14 protein-coding genes are annotated in these 17,950 nt (G+C 37.3%); 3 read left to right on the plus strand and 11 right to left on the minus strand.

The genetic code is table 11. The features are described 5' to 3' along the window. Nucleotides 1-5: 5 nt before the first annotated feature. The 11 genes from ACTB0Y_RS09040 to ACTB0Y_RS09090 form a co-directional block, all read right to left on the minus strand. Nucleotides 6-1,010 carry a glycosyltransferase family 2 protein gene (locus tag ACTB0Y_RS09040; protein ID WP_463206490.1) on the minus strand — a complete coding sequence of 335 codons (1,005 nt, stop codon included), beginning with the start codon at nucleotides 1,008-1,010 and terminating at the stop codon, nucleotides 6-8. Continuing rightward, nucleotides 1,000-1,977 carry a hypothetical protein gene (locus tag ACTB0Y_RS09045; RefSeq protein WP_463206491.1) on the minus strand — a complete coding sequence of 326 codons (978 nt, stop codon included), beginning with the start codon at nucleotides 1,975-1,977 and terminating at the stop codon, nucleotides 1,000-1,002. The genes ACTB0Y_RS09040 and ACTB0Y_RS09045 overlap by 11 nt, the downstream gene beginning before the upstream one ends. Further along, nucleotides 1,974-2,885, minus strand: coding sequence for a beta-1,6-N-acetylglucosaminyltransferase (locus tag ACTB0Y_RS09050; protein WP_463206492.1), 912 nt, complete (start codon nucleotides 2,883-2,885; stop codon nucleotides 1,974-1,976). Before ACTB0Y_RS09050 ends, ACTB0Y_RS09045 begins: the two co-directional genes overlap by 4 nt. After that, the gene (locus tag ACTB0Y_RS09055; RefSeq protein ID WP_463206505.1) at nucleotides 2,882-3,787 is read right to left on the minus strand and encodes a sulfotransferase family protein; all 906 of its coding nucleotides are present in this window, start codon (nucleotides 3,785-3,787) and stop codon (nucleotides 2,882-2,884) included. Before ACTB0Y_RS09055 ends, ACTB0Y_RS09050 begins: the two co-directional genes overlap by 4 nt. Before the next feature lie 148 nt (nucleotides 3,788-3,935). After that, nucleotides 3,936-4,841 carry a glycosyltransferase family 2 protein gene (locus tag ACTB0Y_RS09060; protein ID WP_463206493.1) on the minus strand — a complete coding sequence of 302 codons (906 nt, stop codon included), beginning with the start codon at nucleotides 4,839-4,841 and terminating at the stop codon, nucleotides 3,936-3,938. Then, nucleotides 4,831-5,760, minus strand: coding sequence for a glycosyltransferase (locus ACTB0Y_RS09065; RefSeq protein ID WP_463206494.1), 930 nt, complete (start codon nucleotides 5,758-5,760; stop codon nucleotides 4,831-4,833). The genes ACTB0Y_RS09060 and ACTB0Y_RS09065 overlap by 11 nt, the downstream gene beginning before the upstream one ends. A 289-nt stretch (nucleotides 5,761-6,049) precedes the next feature. Further along, nucleotides 6,050-6,775 (minus strand): class I SAM-dependent methyltransferase, encoded by a 726-nt coding sequence (locus ACTB0Y_RS09070; protein ID WP_463206495.1) that lies wholly within the window; start codon nucleotides 6,773-6,775, stop codon nucleotides 6,050-6,052. A gap of 11 nt (nucleotides 6,776-6,786) precedes the next feature. Beyond that, a complete protein-coding gene (locus ACTB0Y_RS09075) occupies nucleotides 6,787-7,596 on the minus strand; it encodes a glycosyltransferase domain-containing protein (protein ID WP_463206496.1) in 810 nt (269 codons plus the stop codon). Continuing rightward, nucleotides 7,596-9,089, minus strand: coding sequence for a lipopolysaccharide biosynthesis protein (locus ACTB0Y_RS09080; protein WP_463206497.1), 1,494 nt, complete (start codon nucleotides 9,087-9,089; stop codon nucleotides 7,596-7,598). Before ACTB0Y_RS09080 ends, ACTB0Y_RS09075 begins: the two co-directional genes overlap by 1 nt. A 3-nt stretch (nucleotides 9,090-9,092) precedes the next feature. After that, complete coding sequence (locus tag ACTB0Y_RS09085; RefSeq protein WP_463206498.1) at nucleotides 9,093-10,205, minus strand: glycosyltransferase; 1,113 nt, start codon at nucleotides 10,203-10,205, stop codon at nucleotides 9,093-9,095. Beyond that, entirely contained in the window at nucleotides 10,193-10,990 is a 798-nt protein-coding gene (locus ACTB0Y_RS09090) for a class I SAM-dependent methyltransferase (RefSeq protein ID WP_463206499.1), read from the minus strand. Before ACTB0Y_RS09090 ends, ACTB0Y_RS09085 begins: the two co-directional genes overlap by 13 nt. Before the next feature lie 230 nt (nucleotides 10,991-11,220). Between ACTB0Y_RS09090 and ACTB0Y_RS09095 the strand changes: the two genes are divergently transcribed. The 3 genes from ACTB0Y_RS09095 to ACTB0Y_RS09105 all read left to right on the plus strand — a co-directional run bounded on the left by ACTB0Y_RS09095 (nucleotide 11,221) and on the right by ACTB0Y_RS09105 (nucleotide 17,794). Next, the gene (locus ACTB0Y_RS09095; protein WP_463206500.1) at nucleotides 11,221-16,698 is read left to right on the plus strand and encodes a PKD domain-containing protein; all 5,478 of its coding nucleotides are present in this window, start codon (nucleotides 11,221-11,223) and stop codon (nucleotides 16,696-16,698) included. A gap of 528 nt (nucleotides 16,699-17,226) precedes the next feature. After that, a complete protein-coding gene (locus ACTB0Y_RS09100) occupies nucleotides 17,227-17,463 on the plus strand; it encodes a DUF433 domain-containing protein (protein WP_463206501.1) in 237 nt (78 codons plus the stop codon). Beyond that, nucleotides 17,447-17,794 (plus strand): DUF5615 family PIN-like protein, encoded by a 348-nt coding sequence (locus ACTB0Y_RS09105; protein ID WP_463206502.1) that lies wholly within the window; start codon nucleotides 17,447-17,449, stop codon nucleotides 17,792-17,794. Before ACTB0Y_RS09100 ends, ACTB0Y_RS09105 begins: the two co-directional genes overlap by 17 nt. The last annotated feature ends 156 nt before the right edge of the window (nucleotides 17,795-17,950 follow it).

The raw sequence follows: 17,950 nt of genomic DNA on the forward strand, positions 1-17,950 counted from the left end.
ATACACTATAGTTTTTTTCGTGCTAAATAATGGGCTCTTAAGTGCATTAAAATCTGAATAAAATATACAAATTTGTTTAAATAAGCCGGATGATTACGAAATAAAAAAAGCCTGAGACGGCGATTATGTCTTTGGGTGATAGCTTGAAGTATATTTTTATTAACATGAAAATTAGTTACAGAGCTTTCAATAATTACATTAAGCATATCAGTAATATCCGACATACTCAAAACCTGGAATACACCCGATGGATTAAAAGTCAAAAGCGCAGCAAAATTTTCTCTGATCTCAATTTGTAATGTTTTGTTTATATGCTTTTGTAAATTCCTGGTAAAATTATCCAACTGCAACTGTACATTTTGCGATGAAACGCTCTCGCTATTATACCGATACAACAAGAGTACTTCGGGTAGTATTTCAATTTTATAACCTTTGCGTAAAATGCGTGTCCATAACTCATAATCTTCGTTATGCAGAGCGTTTGGTTCAGTTGAATACTTGTTCTCCTTTAAGACAGCACGTTTGGCCAAAACCGTTGGGTGAATAAATGGGTTAATAAAAAAGGTGTAAAAGAATGTGTACGGATATGTCGTATAAACTGTACGCATTCCCTTGGTTATTTTACCTGTTTCTGAAACAAAATCGGCAAAGGTGCTGACCATATCCACACTGTTTTGTTGCATGTACGCCACCTGTTTTTCGATGCGCTCCGGCAACGAAACATCATCTGCATCCATGCGGGCAATGTATTCTCCATTGGCCAAATCAATACCTTTATTGAGGGTGCGGATTAGTTTTAAGTTGGTTTGGTTGTGGATTACCCGTATGCGGTTGTCTTTTTTCACGTAGTTTTCGAGTATTTCCGGGGTTTTATCGGTGGAGCCATCATTTATGCAGAGAATTTCCAAATTCCGGTATGTTTGGTTGATAATAGAATCTAACGCCTCGGGCAGGAAATGAGCGGCGTTGTAGCAGGGTAATATGACGGAGACGAGCGGGTTATTTGGCATTTTTGAAGAATTTTACCTTTAAATAATGCTTAAAATCAGGATGAAGAGGGTACAACAAATTTGCAAGCAATAACCAACCCAATGATTGGATACCACTTGTAGCACGAAACCTGAAAAAATAATATTCACCCAAAGCTTTTCGCCTGGCTTTTCCGGTTGTCAACGGGTATTTCTTTTTATGCTTTTCCAAAAATTCTTGCACCCTGGAATTGAAATTCATATCATACCCATTAAATTGAAAAGGCGAAATGGTTTTTATAGGATAAAAGCTGAGTTTTTTATCAATCATGTTTTGTTCATAGTCAGAAATGCCATTTTTGAATTTTTTTTGCTCCACCGGGGTTACATGGGGCGGAAAATGAATCAATAGGTCGTTTGATGCTTCGCGGATACCATTAAACGGATACTCCTGAAGGCCGGCATTAACAAATCTTAATGTATGCTCAGTGTGTCCATAACGTTTAATTTTTGCAAAACAATCGTGAAAACCACCCACCGCTTCAATACCTTTTTTTGTGAAAAAATTGAAATAGCCGCCACCAGTCATCTTAGAAACTACATTAAAAGTTGACGTTTGCATAGTATTTTTTGTCTTATGCGTATCAGCATGCAGACTAAAATGATTCAAATGCTCAAAGCCAGTTTGTTCGGATGCTTTAATATATTTATTAAATATGGCAGAATTAATCAATTCGATATCATCCTCAATAAAAAAATAATAATCATAACCCGGGAATTGTTTCAAAACACGGTTTTTTGATAAGCCTACACCTTCGCGCTCATTAGAATAAAGCAACGGGGTTTGGTATTCTTTGCAAAACTGAAGATAATCATCACTTGTACCATCTAAACTCAATAAAAAGTCAAAGTTTTCATTTTGGTTGCAAAAATCAATATAATCCCAAATGTACTTCTTTACTTCTGAGAGGCGATTACAGGTGGTTATGGTGATTAAGGTCTTTCTCATTGCAATAACTCTTCATCTATTCTATTGATGATAGTTGTATCTAGTTTTTCATCAAATTTTCTTGCAAAGAACTTATCAGACTGTTTTATTTGGTTAAAATCGCCATTAATTAAAACTTTAGGATTTCCACTGCCGTCATTTTTCCATTTCATAAAATGTAAACTATCATTTATAATTTTCCCATTATAAGCAGTGCCGCACAATATGGATGGAAAATATACTTCACAAGTATGCCTTGTATGTTTATGATATTTATGGTATTCAGGATGAGTTTCGAGGAAATTTATTAAATACTTAACGGCATCGTGCGCCAAAACCCACCAGTCGATACCATAATAAAAAGTAACATTAGAGGGCTTTTTTCTTTTCCCTTTTGCCATGGCGATTAAACCAAATAACATATTTAACATTTTCCCTTTTTTTGAAAATGTATTATGATATTTTTTGGGCAGGTGAGTAAATAATTTGGAACCAATGCGAAACGTATAGCAGTTTATGCGATCTAAACCACCATTGCCTAATTTATTATAAGGGAGTTTGTGATGCTCTATGAAGCTAACACCTTTATTTTGTTGAAGAAATTCTAACAGACTATTTATTGGCTTCACGGGATAAGACTGCCCGCTTAACATCACATAATGTGTAAATTCTCTTTTGGCAAAGAAGGCTACTTTCAATAGTTCTAATCGGGCATTTGTCTGCGATCTGGTTGCCCAGTAGACATTGCGCGATTTTACAAAATGGACATTTTGAACTTGTGTTTCCTTTATGGCCTTCTCAAATTGGTTATGATTACCTTTTTTGTCTATATGAACATAAAATTCAGCATGATGATTCGCTAGTTTTTTTATCAATCTTGCTAACTGCTCTGGGTTTTTATGTGATAGTATTAAATATGCTAGGCTCATTTAGACAGCTTTAAATAGTTATCATAGATATTGATGCCAAAAGAATTACATATCTTAAATATTTCTGCCTTTTCCGACTCAGTGAGGGCTAGCTTCCATTTGTCTAATTGTTTCCTAATATCTTGATGAAGGTCTTTACTGGCTCGACTTGATGGCTTTAACAAGTTTTTATTCTTTCTACTTTCTTTTATTGGCAACCCAATCCATTTGGCGATGCGGTCGATTTGCGTAGGTGAATTTTGCACCAAGTCTTCGTAGCTTACAGTAAGCCACTTTTCATTATTTTCATGTTCCAGTAGATACACATTTTCAACACACCATCGAAAAGTTAAAGCCTCTGTCTTTGAGTTGATTGACTCCAAAAGAGGAATATGTTGTTTCTTAAAAAGTGAATTCTTCTTCAACTGTTCCTTTTCTGTTTCAACAGTTAAACCATCCATTAAATCTTTGTGTTTTTTTTGTGAAAGTATTACACTTGCCGGATGCCTAACAATGTAAATGGGTTTTAATCCAGGGTAATGCTTAATGAGCCAGGGTAATAACAAATTTGCATGGCAAAATTTTATAATCTGTCGTTTACTAAAAACTAATTTAAAAATATCAAACTTCAATAAGTTATCTATCGAAATCATTTTGCCATTAAATAAGCAGTTAAAAGTATGCTCAAGCTCAGGCCAATTCTTTTCTTCTGGCACATACTGGCGGGTTTTCAACCTGATTTTCTGAAATTGCGAATGATGCGTTTCTCTTAATGGCTCAAAGACAACATGACCAAAATAAAGTTTTGATAAAATTTCTGCCAACCAAGTTGTGCCGCTCCTGCACGAACCCGCAATAATTATATTTTTATGAGGGTTGAATTTTCTAAACTTAGAGATACTATTTACTAATTGCTTAATCATCACATAAAAAGTTCTTTATTTGCTTTTATCTTTTCTATATCCCAATCCCACCAGTGCATTTCTTCAATTTTATGTATTCTTTCTTCCGAAAAACGGTATTTGATTACTTTTGCAGGATTGCCTACAAAAATAAAAAAACAACCATTTACTATTCATTCTCCTTTCCTACAACAAAAATAACCCATATTATTTTTGAGGTTATATTCTTCCGGGGATTTTTTATTTCTTCTATACTGGCTAAAAGCCACTTTAAAAGGCCGAGGATTATTAAATAAAACCGGTTGTGGTGAATGCGAAGTGTTTTGTAACGGTGTTGGATTTGAATTACTGTTTTGTCTTTATTAAATTCACTGCCGCCGCCCATATGATATATCTTTGCTTTGGGGTAATATAAAACTCTTTTATTTAAATTATAGCGCACATAATAACACCATTGCACATCCTCACCATACATAAAATAAGCGTCATGGAGCTTCTGTTGAGGAAATTGCTTTAGAAGTGACTTTTCGAACATAAAAAAAGTACCCCAAACCTTATCAGTATAAAGGCTATTTTCATGATCAAAATAGGTTCCCTGCAACAACCGTCCCCTTTTTTCTTTTGACATGAGTTTATGCAAACGCAACAATTCAACAAGTGTTAAGCATATACTTTCTTTTCGGTTGCATTGCTTCTGAACCGTTCCATCATAGTTGAGGAGTTGACCAGATATTATGCCAAGATCAGGTTCACTTTTTAGCTTTTTGTATGCAATGCTTATGGCATCGTTAATTAACTCCGTGTCGCTATTCAGCAACAAAATTGTATTTCCGGTTGCTTTTTGTATGCCCAAATTATTACCACCGGCAAAACCCAGATTTGTATCACTTTTTATGAAAATTATATCAGGAAATAGTTCTTCAAATGTTTTACTGATTTTTTCAGTAGAGCCATTATCCACTACAATTATTTCGTACGAGACATCGTGTGTTTTTTCAATAACAGAGACTATGCATTTGCATGTGAGCTCATACGTATTGTAGTTGATAATAATGACAGAAACATCAGGATTCATGGTTTTCAGATAATTCGATTAACCGCTTGGCAAAATGTGTATAATTTTTTTCATAATCAAATTTCACAGCATAAACGTTTTTTATATTTTCTGGCGGATATATAGTTTTTCTGTTTTCAAGAATATGGGCAATTGCCTCACTATACGTTTCATCACTGGCACTTATATCAACAAGCTTCCCTGTTTCCCGGGTAACTATTTCAGACAGAGCAGTAATATTATATGAAACTATCGGGATTCCATAACTAATAACCTCCATCATGGAAATAGGTAACCCTTCAGACTGGCTTGTTGAGATAAACAAGTCGACTTCGTTTGCACTATAAAATTTTAGTACCTCCTCATTTGGAACCTGTCCCTTAAATTCATACGTGATATTTGAAGGCACTTCTTGTGCCTGGTTTTTTGCTTTTTCCAAAGCAGGGCCATCCCCAAAATGAACCCAATGGATTGGTAAAGAAAGGTGTGATAATATCTCGGGGATTTTATGAATTTGTTTTAACGATATAGTGCGAGCCGCCGAAACGACTAAATATTTTCCTTCTGTTTTTCTTTTGGTTTTCTCGATTGGTTTTTTTACTCCCAAATAATGCCGCACCAGTTTATGATGATATTTAGGATGTATTTTATTTTTCAAATAATCCAGCCCAAAATCACTAATAGGAAACACTTTATCTAAATACTTCATTTTAAAGGCACGAAAAGGCACGCGACCCTGTTTCCAGCGCTCATCATACAAATCAAAGCCATGGATACGACAAAATGCATGGTTAATAACTCCTCGCTTTTTCAATATGGCCAGCGCCAGTGTGCTGTCTTCGAACCAGTAATCGTAAAAAATGGCATTTTGCAGGTTGCTTTCTTTAACAAACTGCTCAATTCTTTTTGCCTTGTAGATATTTTTCAAAAGAATATTCATATACGTCTTTAAACCCTTCAGATAAAATATTATATCTCTTGAAAACAAAACGGGTAGGAGAATTTGTACAATCAGCCGAAATGAATGAAAGAATGCGGAAAACATATTTTTTTGATCCAATTCAGTTAAAGACTTTTTTAATATTACATTTTGAGGAAGCTGAGCAGTCCCTACTTTTATAGTTGAAGGCAAATAATACGTTTTATCAAAATTCATTGATAACACTTCAAACTCACTTTTCAGGGTAGTTTCATAAGGGTAGCTTGAAGAGAAAAACACACAAGTAATTCTATTTTTTGAATTTTTTATATTCATATTGAATTTTCTCGAGTGCCTTTTTAATAAATGATTTCTTTTTTTCAATATTATGAAATTCAGCCTGGTAAGATTCATTCCTAAAAATCATAAACTGATAATCTCCCTCATAATTCCAAACAGCATATTTTTCCAGATAATGGATGTATAAACCGGTATTTTTCAAATTGTTTACAATTTTATCTAAATGTAGAGAGAGGTCAATAATTTGCATCTCCATTCCTTTCGTTTTGCAATAATCTTGAAAATATGGGTTAGGTATGTTAATGCCTACAAATCCATTCGGTTTTAATAGTTTATGGATTTTTTGAAATAGGGCTTTATGTTTTTCTATGGGAATATGCTCCAATACATCAGCCATTACAATTACATCATATTGTTTCTGCGGCACCCATTCTGTAACATCAACTGCAATAAAACTGACATTTTTTGATTTTAAAAACTGTGTTTTTGCGATTTCAATACTTTTAGGACTAATATCAACTGCAGTGAGGCTGCCTTTTTTAATTTTTTTAATAAGAAGCCTGGAAAGTGTACCTATTCCGCAACCAATTTCTAAAACATTGTGATGGTTTTGAAGTCCTTTTTTAGTTAAATGGTTTATTATAGCCTTATGTCTTTCATTTATTCCTGCCTTTAATTGTCGGTTGGAAAAGTCATCGTAAAAGCTTTTTACGCTATTCTCAGGAGTATATTTCATATAATAATGATTTATGGATTAAAAGGCTTCTTTCCAAAAAATACTAAATTGAATTTCTCGTGTATTTTTAGAACATAATTTCTGATTGTAAAGTAATAGATTAATGATAATTTATAAACTAATAATTGGTGGGTTGTAGCAATTTTTATGTTTCTTGTAACATTATGAGCCTGGTTAAACTCAAAAAAGGGGCTCATCCGCAATTTACCAGCTAAATACTTATAATCAACACCTAATCGGTAAAGCACATAGGGCAATGAAATCTGATCTCTCGTAGAAAACTCATTTATTTCATGCCACCATGTTTTGTTTAAATCTATAATTTGAGGATTCGATAAGTTACGATATATAAAACCTGTTTCAAACAACCCCGTTTTTTTAGGAAATTTAATCTCCTTCATTTTTTTAATTTGGCGATTTATGATATCACTATATTCAAAAGCATATCTTTTGCAATTAGTAGCCTCAGCATAAGCACATTTACGTATGTGATGATGATAACCAATGAAATCAGCACTGCCTAATAATGCTTTTAATTCGCTTATCATATTAAGTTTAATCTTAATAGAGCCATCATGAAAAAAAACATGATCATAGTCTTTAAAAACTACGTGAGCCATTATTTTATAATATCTGGCTGTTTTTTGCGCAGAATTGAATAAGATAGGCTTTACAATAGGTTTATAAAAAGATGTTTCGATATCAGCATTATCAGTAATAATAAAAAAATCAATCCCCTTAGGTGGCTCAACACTATGGTCCTCTTTTAATGTATCATAGCCACCAAAAATACATGTATATATTGCAATTTTCTGATTCATTATTCTCCATACTTTCTAAAATACCACTTCAACAAAGGTAGTTTTTTTATCACGGGAATTTGGTTAGCAAAGTCGAAAAAGGCATCCAATCGTAATAGCATAAAGGCTGTAACATATATAACAAATCCGAACAAACTCAAAACAAACAATTGTAGTATATAGGGTAAGCCTACTATAAATGGTGCATAGCTGCATAGTTTAACAAGGAAGGCCATGCCTGTAGAACATAAAAAAGTTGGCCCGAGATAAGCAAAAAACACACTGGTTTTAATATCATATAACTTGAATAAAAAGCCAAGCGCAACTATTCCGACAAGTATTGTAAAAAATGTGTAAAAATAGACCATCCCCATTAAACCATTAATTTGATAGCCTAAATAAAACATAACTACTAAAAGTGGAGTTTTAACAAGGTTAAGGTATAATCCAATTTGAGGTTTCCCTTTTGCATTGTATCCTGTACCAACAAAAGTAATAATGCTTTGAGCTGCCCCAACTAAAGCAAGTATTTGTAAAATGGGGACTGTACCAGCCCAATTTTCACCGTAAATACCAATTATAAAGGGTTCAGCTACTGCTGAAATACCAAACATAATAGGAAAACTGGCAAAAGCCACTACACGAAACATCCGTAACAATAACATTTGGCTTCGCTTATTATCATTTTGCGCTTCACTGAGAGCTGGATATAAAACTCGCCTAAATGAATTAGAAATGTTTTTTATTGGCAAAAGCATAGTTTGATAGGCTTTATTATATAAACCTAAACTTGCATCTCCCGATAATTTCCCTATCATGAAAGTGTCTATATTTCGCTCAATATAACCCAAAGGAGCTTGCAAAAAAACAAATATGCCAAATCTAAAAAGTTTTTTAAATGATTGTCTGGAAAAAACAAAAACCGGTTTCCAATCAGATATTACCCATAATGCAACAGCTTTACTCAAATTTTGCATAATTCCACCCCAAACCAATGCCATAACTCCATAACCTGCAAAAGCCAATGGAATGGCGACCGCGTACATAACCAAATTAGCACTTAACCCAATAATGGCAAGATTTTTAAACATAAACTGTTTCGTCAAAATAGTATTCTGCACACTACTTAACGCATTGAACAGAAAGTTAACAGCCAAATATTTAGTAAGTATATTTAAATCCGGATTGTCATAGATACGACCGATGGTAGCTGAACCAAAAAAAAACAGACAGAATAAGATGATTCCTGTAAATGTATTAAACCAAAATACAGTTGAATAATCCCTGGTATTCACATTCTGGTTTTGTATTAAAGCTTCATTAAAGCCAAATTGCTGTAAAAAACCAGCAAAACCAATAAAAACCATCACCATGGCCATCATGCCAAAATCTTCGGGCATCAACAGCCGAGCCAATATAATGCCCAGCAAAAAACCGATGATTTGGTTACCGCTGTTTTGAAGAAAGCTCCATAGGCCGCCAGATCGTATTTTATCGTTTGAGGTGTAGGCCATAAGTTAGTTAACTATAGCTTTTATAGCTTTTTCAATAATTTCAAAATGATGCGTATAATTCTCCTTTATATGCTGTTTTGCATTTTCTCCCATACGCATGGCGAGTGCTTTATCCTCCAACAACTCTATCATACGTTGGCTCATGGTGTCAATATCATACTCGTTGGCTAAATAACCGGTTTGGCCATCTATAACGGACTCTTTAATGCCACTATGTCGGGTGCTGACAACCGGCAAACCTGATGCTGCGGCTTCTACAATGGCAACGGGCGAGCCTTCCTGATCACCGTCTTCAGGAGTTACAGAGTGTTGCACAAACATATACGCTTCATCCATTTGTTGTTTAACTTCCTCAGGTGTCAAAACACCTAGAAAAGTAACGTTGTTTTCTATTTTCAATGCTTTCACCAGACTTATACAAGCCTCTAAAAGCTCTTTACCTGACCCAGCCATGCGTAATTGTGCCTGTGGAAACTTTTCCAAAACTTTTTTAAAAGCCAAAATGGTTAAATGTGGTGCTTTTTTGTTCGTAAAGCGGCCAACAGCAAATATATTTTGTTTTTGAAAATCCGGATTATTATTGAAAAAAATCTCGTTAGGTTTGTAAGGGTTTATAATAAACTTTTCAGAAGAGCATCCCAATTTAACCAAATTATCAGCCAATGTTTGTGATGCTAAAAAAATACCCGCAGCTTCTTTAGAGAGTTGAATGTATTTTTTTTTATTTTCTTCAAGTCGGCTTTTTTTTGAAGCATCCTGTCCGTGAAAAAAAATGAATAAAGGAATTCCAGTCTTTTGTGCAATTGGTAATATTGCGACACCGGTAGGGCCGTACTCTGCCAAAATTGCATTGATGTTGTTTTTTTTGAACGACTTAATTAAGGCTTTTGAAATAATTTCTTCAAATGTCTTTTTAAACAACTTTCTTGAGATATACCGGAAACTTCTTATAAAAAAATTTGATGAGAGGATCTTTTTAGCGTTACAATATTCGGGTAACCATCCTCCATCATATAAAAAATTATTGAATTGCAGTTTCTCAACATGTGCCTTAATAAACGTTTCAGAATAGGCGTTTCGATTGGGACTTAATATGGCTAAATTTATTTGATCCATTTTATAAGCTTTTTTAATCTTGTTCTAAGTTGAATAATATCTCGCAAATTCTTATTTTCTCCTTCTCTCGTAATAAAAGCATATTTCTTTAAGTTATTTTTTACTCTTTTTTTTCGGCCTTCCTTAGGCTCTAATTCAAAACTATTATTTTTGAAGTTGGTAAATTTACCTTTCGTGATTAAAGCATGAAAATAATCTTTATCCCTGCCTAAGTTTTGGTATTCAAAATAGTATAATTCGCCACCAATTACATCGGCTAACTTTTTAAGGTCTTCTTCAGTCACATCTTCATCCACAGGCTGTAAACCTTCGGGCTTATGCTTTCTTAAATAATCCTGATGATAAACAGAAGGGCAGGACAAAAAAACAGCCGAATTATCATTTAGTAATTCAGCTAAGCTTTTATTAAATTTCCCCCGGTCTGCCATAGGAATATGTTCATACACATCGATTAATGCAATATAATCGAAGGTATTCTGAATCTGAAAGTCATCAGAGGTTACGTCAGCTACTTTATAGGTTATATGTGAATTGGCAAACAGTTTTTGAGCAACAGCAATGGAATTATCACTTAAATCTACCCCGGTAACCTGTACGCCTCTATTTCTGTAAAATTCATATGAAGACCAGCCAATTCCGCAGCCTATATCTAAAACTGTATTGGCACGCTCCGGCATAAAATGCAAACTGTTTTTTATGGCAGCTTCCATCCGGATGTTTCCTTTAACATAATCTCTTATAAGCTTTTCCTGAAACTGATTATAGAATTCTTTTGATTTTTCCATGTGTTAGAGATTTTTAATAACGAAAAGTAATGATAAGATGCTCAAATTTATAGTTTTAAATCGGCAAATATACGGATTTTGCTACTGTCAAACCTGCATAAACGAAATATTTCATCACTAAAATAAATGAATCAATCAAAATTTATGAACGCCATAGTTGAAAGTACGTATGTATCAATTAAAAAACTTATTTTTGTAATAATAGAAACGCTATCAACACAATAGATTTTATGCGCCTACTACTGACCATAGCTATAATAAATTTTGCTACACTGGTAAGTTTTTCTCAATCAGTTATTTTACCAAAAAACAACACAATCACCACCGATACAACAGTTTTTTTTCAATGGAATTCGGTTGATTGTGAGCATTACCAGTTAATGGTTGCCACAGATGTCAATTTTGCGTCAATTGAGTTGGATACCACCACAACCCATGATTCAATAATACTTGAATTAACATCGGGCCAAAAGTTTTGGAAAGTCCGCTATTTTAGTGAGGGAACCTATTCAAATTGGTCAAAAACAAGCCATTTTACACTGCTTGATTTGAATGAATTGGGGCAAATACGGTTTCATTTCAAATCAGATTCAAATATTATACTCAATAATGATGAAATTGCCGAATGGAACGATATATCGGGCAACAGCATCAGTGCAGTTCAAACAACAGAAGCCAGTCAGCCTTTATTAATCGACAATGTATTAAACAATTACCCGGCCGTACGCTTCGATGGCAGTGACGACAACCTGTTAATCAATCAAAATACGTTATTGGGCAGTCTTTTTATTCTCACCCGGTGGAATGGCGCAGCAATTTTCCCTACTTACAATGGCCTATTCAATGCACAATCATCCACTATTATATTTGACGGAGACCCAGGTACAGAAAATTTACTTTTAGACTATTCACCGTACTTTGGCGATAATATTTATGTAAACTCCATAAAAACAAATGATCTTAATCCATTAAATGAGTTTAAAATTATTTCAGGAGTCAAAAGTATTCCCCAAATGGTTAATAACTATATTATCGGGAATGACCGGGATGTTGCGGATCGGTACTGGAATGGAGATATTGTTGAAATTATTCTTTACGAAGATGCATTAAATGATTCATTAAAGAATATCGTGGAACAATACCTGAACCAAAAATATGTGCCACCTGTAAACCTAGGTGAAAATATTTATGTTAGTTCGCTATGCGATACCATTCTTGATGCAGAACAGTCGAGATTTAACGAATATTTATGGAGTACAGGTGAATCAACCTCAACTGTTACAGTTTCAAATCCGGGGGTATATTCTGTAACAGTAACGAATTTCATGGGCTACGAATCTTCTGATTCCGTTGAAGTATTTTTCTCTGATTTTAATACACTGAAAAATAACAATCTATGTTTAGGAGATAGTATCGAGTGGAACACAGGGTTGTCAAACACATTTAATTTTGAATGGTACAATCACAGTTCATCAGATAGCGCGATATTCATTACTGAGACGGGAGATTATGCAGTAAAAGTTACAGACACCAATAGTTGTGTAATAATTAGTGATACAATTACCGTTTCCATCGACAGTTTCCCTGCAAAAACATTTCTGCGCGATACCAACTATCAATGCAGCGGGGCCACGATTGGTTTAGACAGACTGCCCGAACCCGGCACATCGTTTTTATGGAACACCGGCAGCATTGATTCAACTACCGTGGTAGATACCTCAGGCAACTATGCACTGCTACTCACTAACCCAAGAGGCTGCCAGGCTTATGATACAACTTACGTGGATATTATTGGTACAGCACCGGATGTCAATTTTGAGGCAGACACGGCGTGCTTTGCAGCTGCTACACAGTTTACAGATTTATCCGTACCCGTGGCGCCCGATACGTTAAGCGCCTGGCTCTGGGATTTTGGTGACGGAAACACCGACACATTACAACATCCAACCCACACGTATGCATCGGTTGATACTTTCAATGCAACACTGACCGTGTATAGCGGCGAATGCTCCAACACCCTTTCCAAAGAAATTTTTGTAAAACCCATTCCCACGGCTGATTTTGGTTTTCGCTTCGCCGATTCCATATTATGCGTACAAAACAGTCCACTATTTGAAAATTACAGCACCGCCACTGTGGGCGATACCCTTAGCTACCTTTGGAATTTTGGTGATGGCACGTCATCTACCGACTCCATTCCACAAAAAAGCTATACTTCGGGTGGCACTTATTCTATGCAACTAAAAACTAGTCAGGAAAATGGTTGTACAGATAGCATCACACGCAACATTGAAGTGATAGAAAGCGCCCCCGCACCGGATATTCCACAATTGATTTCCCCGGCAGATAATGCCTATACACAAAAGTTAACAAATGATTTCCACTGGTCAGCTACCGCCAACACGCATTTTTATTCGTTTGAATTTGCCGGTGATACTTTTACCATAAAAACCGACACATCCGTTTTTACCCATACAGCAACAGAAAATGGAAAATACAACTGGCAGGTAAAAGCCTTTAACGTGTGTAAGGATTCCACGGTTTCTGATGTACATAAATTGAATATCGGCATGCCATTAGAAAACAGAACGCTGGCCTGGTATGTCAGCGATTCAACATACATAGAAAGCGGATACGTTGACACATTATATGACATTAGTGGCCATAGAAATCATGCGGTTCAGGGCAATAGCACATATAAACCTATTTTAGTTGACTCTCCCACAATAAACAATTTTCCTTTCCTGAAATTCCAGAGAGATTACCTTATCGCAGAAAACCTAAATCTAAATTTTGATTCAATTGTCACAATTATTTCTATTTTTCAAAAAACAGCCACAAATAATGGAATGCGATACTACGAGCACTCTTCTGGTGGCGTTTTTGGAGATTATGCAAAAGGAATATCCGCATTAGATTATAATGGCGATTTTTATGCAACTCATACAAATGGTAATCCTCCACGTTCTCAGGCTATTTTACCATATCCGGCTCAGGACACTTTTATGATTGTTGCAGCCACGCATGATCGTACAAAGTCTTCAGAAGAGGTTGAACTTTTTATTAACGGGTCCAACCAGGGTATAAATTATAGCCATGATGATAACATGGATACAACTTTCTCGACAGAAGATTTTTATATTGGAGGAGATGCAAGATTAAGTGTAGGAGATATGTTGCAAGGTAATTTCCTAGAAATCATAATAATATCCGGAGAATTTCACAATGAAACGCGAGACTCTATCCACCAATACCTCCGCTACAAATACGCCCCACCCGTCAACCTCGGAGCAAATATTACCGTCGATTATGGATTCCCCGACACCACCATCACCACGGCTGATAAGGGATGGTTTACCGATTTTCAGTGGAGCACGGGGCCGGATGATACTTTGTCGACGCTCACGGTGAGTGAGGAGGGTACTTATGCTGTTACGGTTACAGACATTTTCGGGTTCGAGAGTTCAGACTCACTGCGGGTGTTTTACCCGGAGTTTAATGTGTGGAACGACCGTAGTATTTGTCTGGGTGATACACTGGTGTGGGATCTTGAACCCAAAGGACCTTATGCTTATGCATGGAGCACGGGCTCAAGTGATTCGGCTATTGCCATCAGTGAGGCGGGTACCTACAGCGTGACCATTACCGATACATTGGGTAATAGTTGGTCGCCCGGGCCTGTTACAGTGAGCATCGACAGTTTCCCGGCTACAGCTACGTTGGGCCCCGACACCACACTTTGCAGTGGCAACCGCCTCGAACTGGCCGTTGGACAGGGCGAAGCCAGCCAATTTCTTTGGCACGATGGTTCTACGCAACCCTATTACCTCATCGATGAAACAGAGACCATTGGCCTGGAGGTAACCAATACCCTGGGTTGTGTGGCGCACGATACCATTACAGTGGATGTGGCCGGAACAGCACCGCGGGCCAATTACAGTTTCGACCGCCTGTGCCGCGATGTAGACATCAATTTCACCAACCTTTCGGAAGCCTATGACGGGGCCACCATCACCAGCCACAACTGGAACTTCAACGAAACAGGCAGCAGCAGCAACATCAACCCGGTTTACAGCTTTGCAGATACCGGGGATGTAGCCGTAACCCTGACCGTGGAAACCGACCAGGGTTGTGCCAACGATACCACCCGCATGCTCGATATTCATGAACTGCCCACACCGGATTTTAACCCTGTGCAGGTATGCGAAAATGCCACCCTACAACTTCAAAACCAGTCTGTTTCTGTAGATGGCAACATTACAAATTACACCTGGCAAATAAACGACAGCCTTTTCAACGAAGCTGAGCCAACTTACACCTTCAGCGAAGCCGGCACAGTACCGGTGCAACTGACGGCCATCACAGAACACGATTGTCCCGATACGCTGAACACCAACATCACGATAAAACCCGCTCCTGAAGCAAACTTTGCTTACGACACGGCTTGTGCTGGCCGCGTAGTAAATTTCAACAACCTCTCCACAACCAACCTGGGTCAGCAGTACACCTCACAATGGCAGCTCGAAGAAAGCATTGCAAGCGATGCACAACACCCAACCCACATATTTGACTCAACCGGCCTTTACGAAGTAAAACTAATCGTTCAACAGTTGGGTGATGGCTGTACCGACACCCTGCAAAAGCAAATTTCGGTGCACGCCCTACCCACAGCCATTATCACCGACCAATCGGGTTGTGAAGGCACGCCCCATGAGCTGCAACACGCATCAACGTGGGGCGAAGGGGAACAATCGGGCACCACAACGTGGCTCGTCGCAGATACCACAATTACCGGTGAACCCGCATTTTACACCACCAATGAAACAGGAACACAACAAATCAAACTGATTGCTCAAAACGCATCGGGCTGTATGGACACCTCTGAATACGAATACACCACAAACTCAACCCCAGAGGTCGCATTCGCATCTGTAAATGACACGGTTTACATACCCGCATCCATTGAATTGGCCAATTTATCTGACCCTGCTGCATGGCAGTGGACCCTCAACGACACACTTTTCAGCGAGGCATATGCCCCTACGCTTAACCTTGATACAGAAGGCACCTACATCATCACTTTAACCGGAACCGATGACAATGGCTGTTACAATGTTGCCCGTGACACCACAGAAGCGTTGGTACCTTTTATCGATGGTACATTGATGGAGTGCAGGGCCATTATAGATCAGGGCCGATTGTACGTGTCAGTTGAAATGGCCAATATTGGTTCCAAAAACATCACCAATCCGGAACTTCGATTAACGCTCAGTAACGGACAAATGTTTGCCGAAACATATAGTGGCATCATTTATCCGGGCAGAGAAGAAACCTACAGTTTCCGCACCCAATATTTGTTGCCGGAGAACACCACACTGGAATGGATTATCACGGAACTGATTTACGAAAGTGACCAGGCGCAAGCCAACAACAGTTGCAGCTACATTTTTGGCGAGATGCCGCAAATTTTCAACCCCTATCCCAACCCTGTAGACGGCACACTGCACCTCGATTTTACAGCTGTAGATCAAGGTAATGCCAGGTTAAGACTTTACAACCTAATGGGTGAAATAGTAATGGATAAAACCATTGAAGCAAACAAAGGGCTCAACCGGCTGCAAATACCCAATCCATCGCCAAATGGCGGTGTACATACACTGGAAGTAACCGTTAATGGCACACGGAAAACCTTCAGGATCGTGTTGTAGCTTTAGCCAGGGTGATGGTCTGAAACATGATATCGCAAATAGCGGATAAAAACCTTCCAAACACGACCATACTCAAATAAGACACGGCGTGTGTAAACAAATTACCTGTATAAAAACAAAAAATCATCCCGGAAATTCATTGGCAAACACACACCGTGTCTGCCCTGCACCCCACTCAACTTAGTCAATCCGAAGGCAACCAATCCCGAAAAAGCACCAGCATCAAGCCACTTTTCAACTACAACCTCAACTCAAACAACCCAATTACTCAATCAACTAATTAACTTAATCACTTAGCCTCCCCACACCTCACTAACGCTCCAGGGGAGCGAACTCCCAACACACGGTTGGTAGAGAATTTTGCCAATCAACGCCACTCCACTTAGCGCCTCCATGGCTCTTAGCAAGCATACGGAGAAAAACAACCAAATACGGTTTTATCCTGCGTTGAAACTTTTCCAACCCATTTGCGTTTTCTGAATATATAAGGTACATTTGATAATTAGCGTACGAAATAAACTATTAGCAATGTTAGAGAGAATTACCATAAATCCTGAAATTTGCCACGGCAAACCAACAATTCGAAACAAACGATATACAGTTGAAAGTATCCTTGAATATTTATCTGGTGGTGATAGCATTGACAGTATCCTTGAAGAATTTAAAGACCTGGAAAAGGAAGATATTCTTGCTTGCATAACCTTTGCTTATCAAATGCTTAAAAACAAAACAATAAACATTATTGGCGATGAAATTTCTGCTTGACGCCCACCTACCGCCATCTCTAAAAGATATCTTTTTACAAAAAGATTTGGAAGTAATCCACACAACTGATTTACCTGAAAAAAACTCAACCAAAGATTCTTTTATCAATCGTTTTTCTAAGGAAAATGATTATATCGTTATAACCAAAGACAGTGATTTCTATTATTCGCATATTGTCAATGGTATTCCTGAAAAACTGGTTGTAGTCAAAACCGGCAATATTGGTAAAGAAATATTAAAAGATGTTTTTAGTCGTTTTCTCGACAAAACAGTTGACATCCTAAAAACACACAATATGCTTGAATTGCACCGGGACCGGTTAATTTATTAAATTCTAGTTAAAGCTACTTAACGCATAAAAATGCGGCCTAATGGGAGGCCGACTGGGAGTCGGCCTCCCATTTCAAAAAAACAAACAGCCCCCGCTACCCTCGTCGCGAAAATCGTTGCGCTCGCCGCGTGAAAACATTCCGGACAAAACCATACT

Source organism: Salinivirga sp. (assembly GCF_055145285.1).

What these genes read in the sequence shown, in the direction of transcription:
- ACTB0Y_RS09095 (WP_463206500.1), top strand. Translation starts at nt 11,221, where the DNA reads ATGCGCCTACTACTGACCATAGCTATAATAAATTTTGCTACACTGGTA.
- ACTB0Y_RS09090 (WP_463206499.1), bottom strand. Translation starts at nt 10,990, where the DNA reads ATGGAAAAATCAAAAGAATTCTATAATCAGTTTCAGGAAAAGCTTATA.
- ACTB0Y_RS09060 (WP_463206493.1), bottom strand. Translation starts at nt 4,841, where the DNA reads ATGAATCCTGATGTTTCTGTCATTATTATCAACTACAATACGTATGAG.
- ACTB0Y_RS09080 (WP_463206497.1), bottom strand. Translation starts at nt 9,089, where the DNA reads ATGGCCTACACCTCAAACGATAAAATACGATCTGGCGGCCTATGGAGC.
- ACTB0Y_RS09105 (WP_463206502.1), top strand. Translation starts at nt 17,447, where the DNA reads ATGAAATTTCTGCTTGACGCCCACCTACCGCCATCTCTAAAAGATATC.
- ACTB0Y_RS09045 (WP_463206491.1), bottom strand. Translation starts at nt 1,977, where the DNA reads ATGAGAAAGACCTTAATCACCATAACCACCTGTAATCGCCTCTCAGAA.
- ACTB0Y_RS09085 (WP_463206498.1), bottom strand. Translation starts at nt 10,205, where the DNA reads ATGGATCAAATAAATTTAGCCATATTAAGTCCCAATCGAAACGCCTAT.
- ACTB0Y_RS09065 (WP_463206494.1), bottom strand. Translation starts at nt 5,760, where the DNA reads ATGAATATTCTTTTGAAAAATATCTACAAGGCAAAAAGAATTGAGCAG.
- ACTB0Y_RS09055 (WP_463206505.1), bottom strand. Translation starts at nt 3,787, where the DNA reads ATGATTAAGCAATTAGTAAATAGTATCTCTAAGTTTAGAAAATTCAAC.
- ACTB0Y_RS09100 (WP_463206501.1), top strand. Translation starts at nt 17,227, where the DNA reads ATGTTAGAGAGAATTACCATAAATCCTGAAATTTGCCACGGCAAACCA.
- ACTB0Y_RS09075 (WP_463206496.1), bottom strand. Translation starts at nt 7,596, where the DNA reads ATGAATCAGAAAATTGCAATATATACATGTATTTTTGGTGGCTATGAT.
- ACTB0Y_RS09070 (WP_463206495.1), bottom strand. Translation starts at nt 6,775, where the DNA reads ATGAAATATACTCCTGAGAATAGCGTAAAAAGCTTTTACGATGACTTT.
- ACTB0Y_RS09040 (WP_463206490.1), bottom strand. Translation starts at nt 1,010, where the DNA reads ATGCCAAATAACCCGCTCGTCTCCGTCATATTACCCTGCTACAACGCC.
- ACTB0Y_RS09050 (WP_463206492.1), bottom strand. Translation starts at nt 2,885, where the DNA reads ATGAGCCTAGCATATTTAATACTATCACATAAAAACCCAGAGCAGTTA.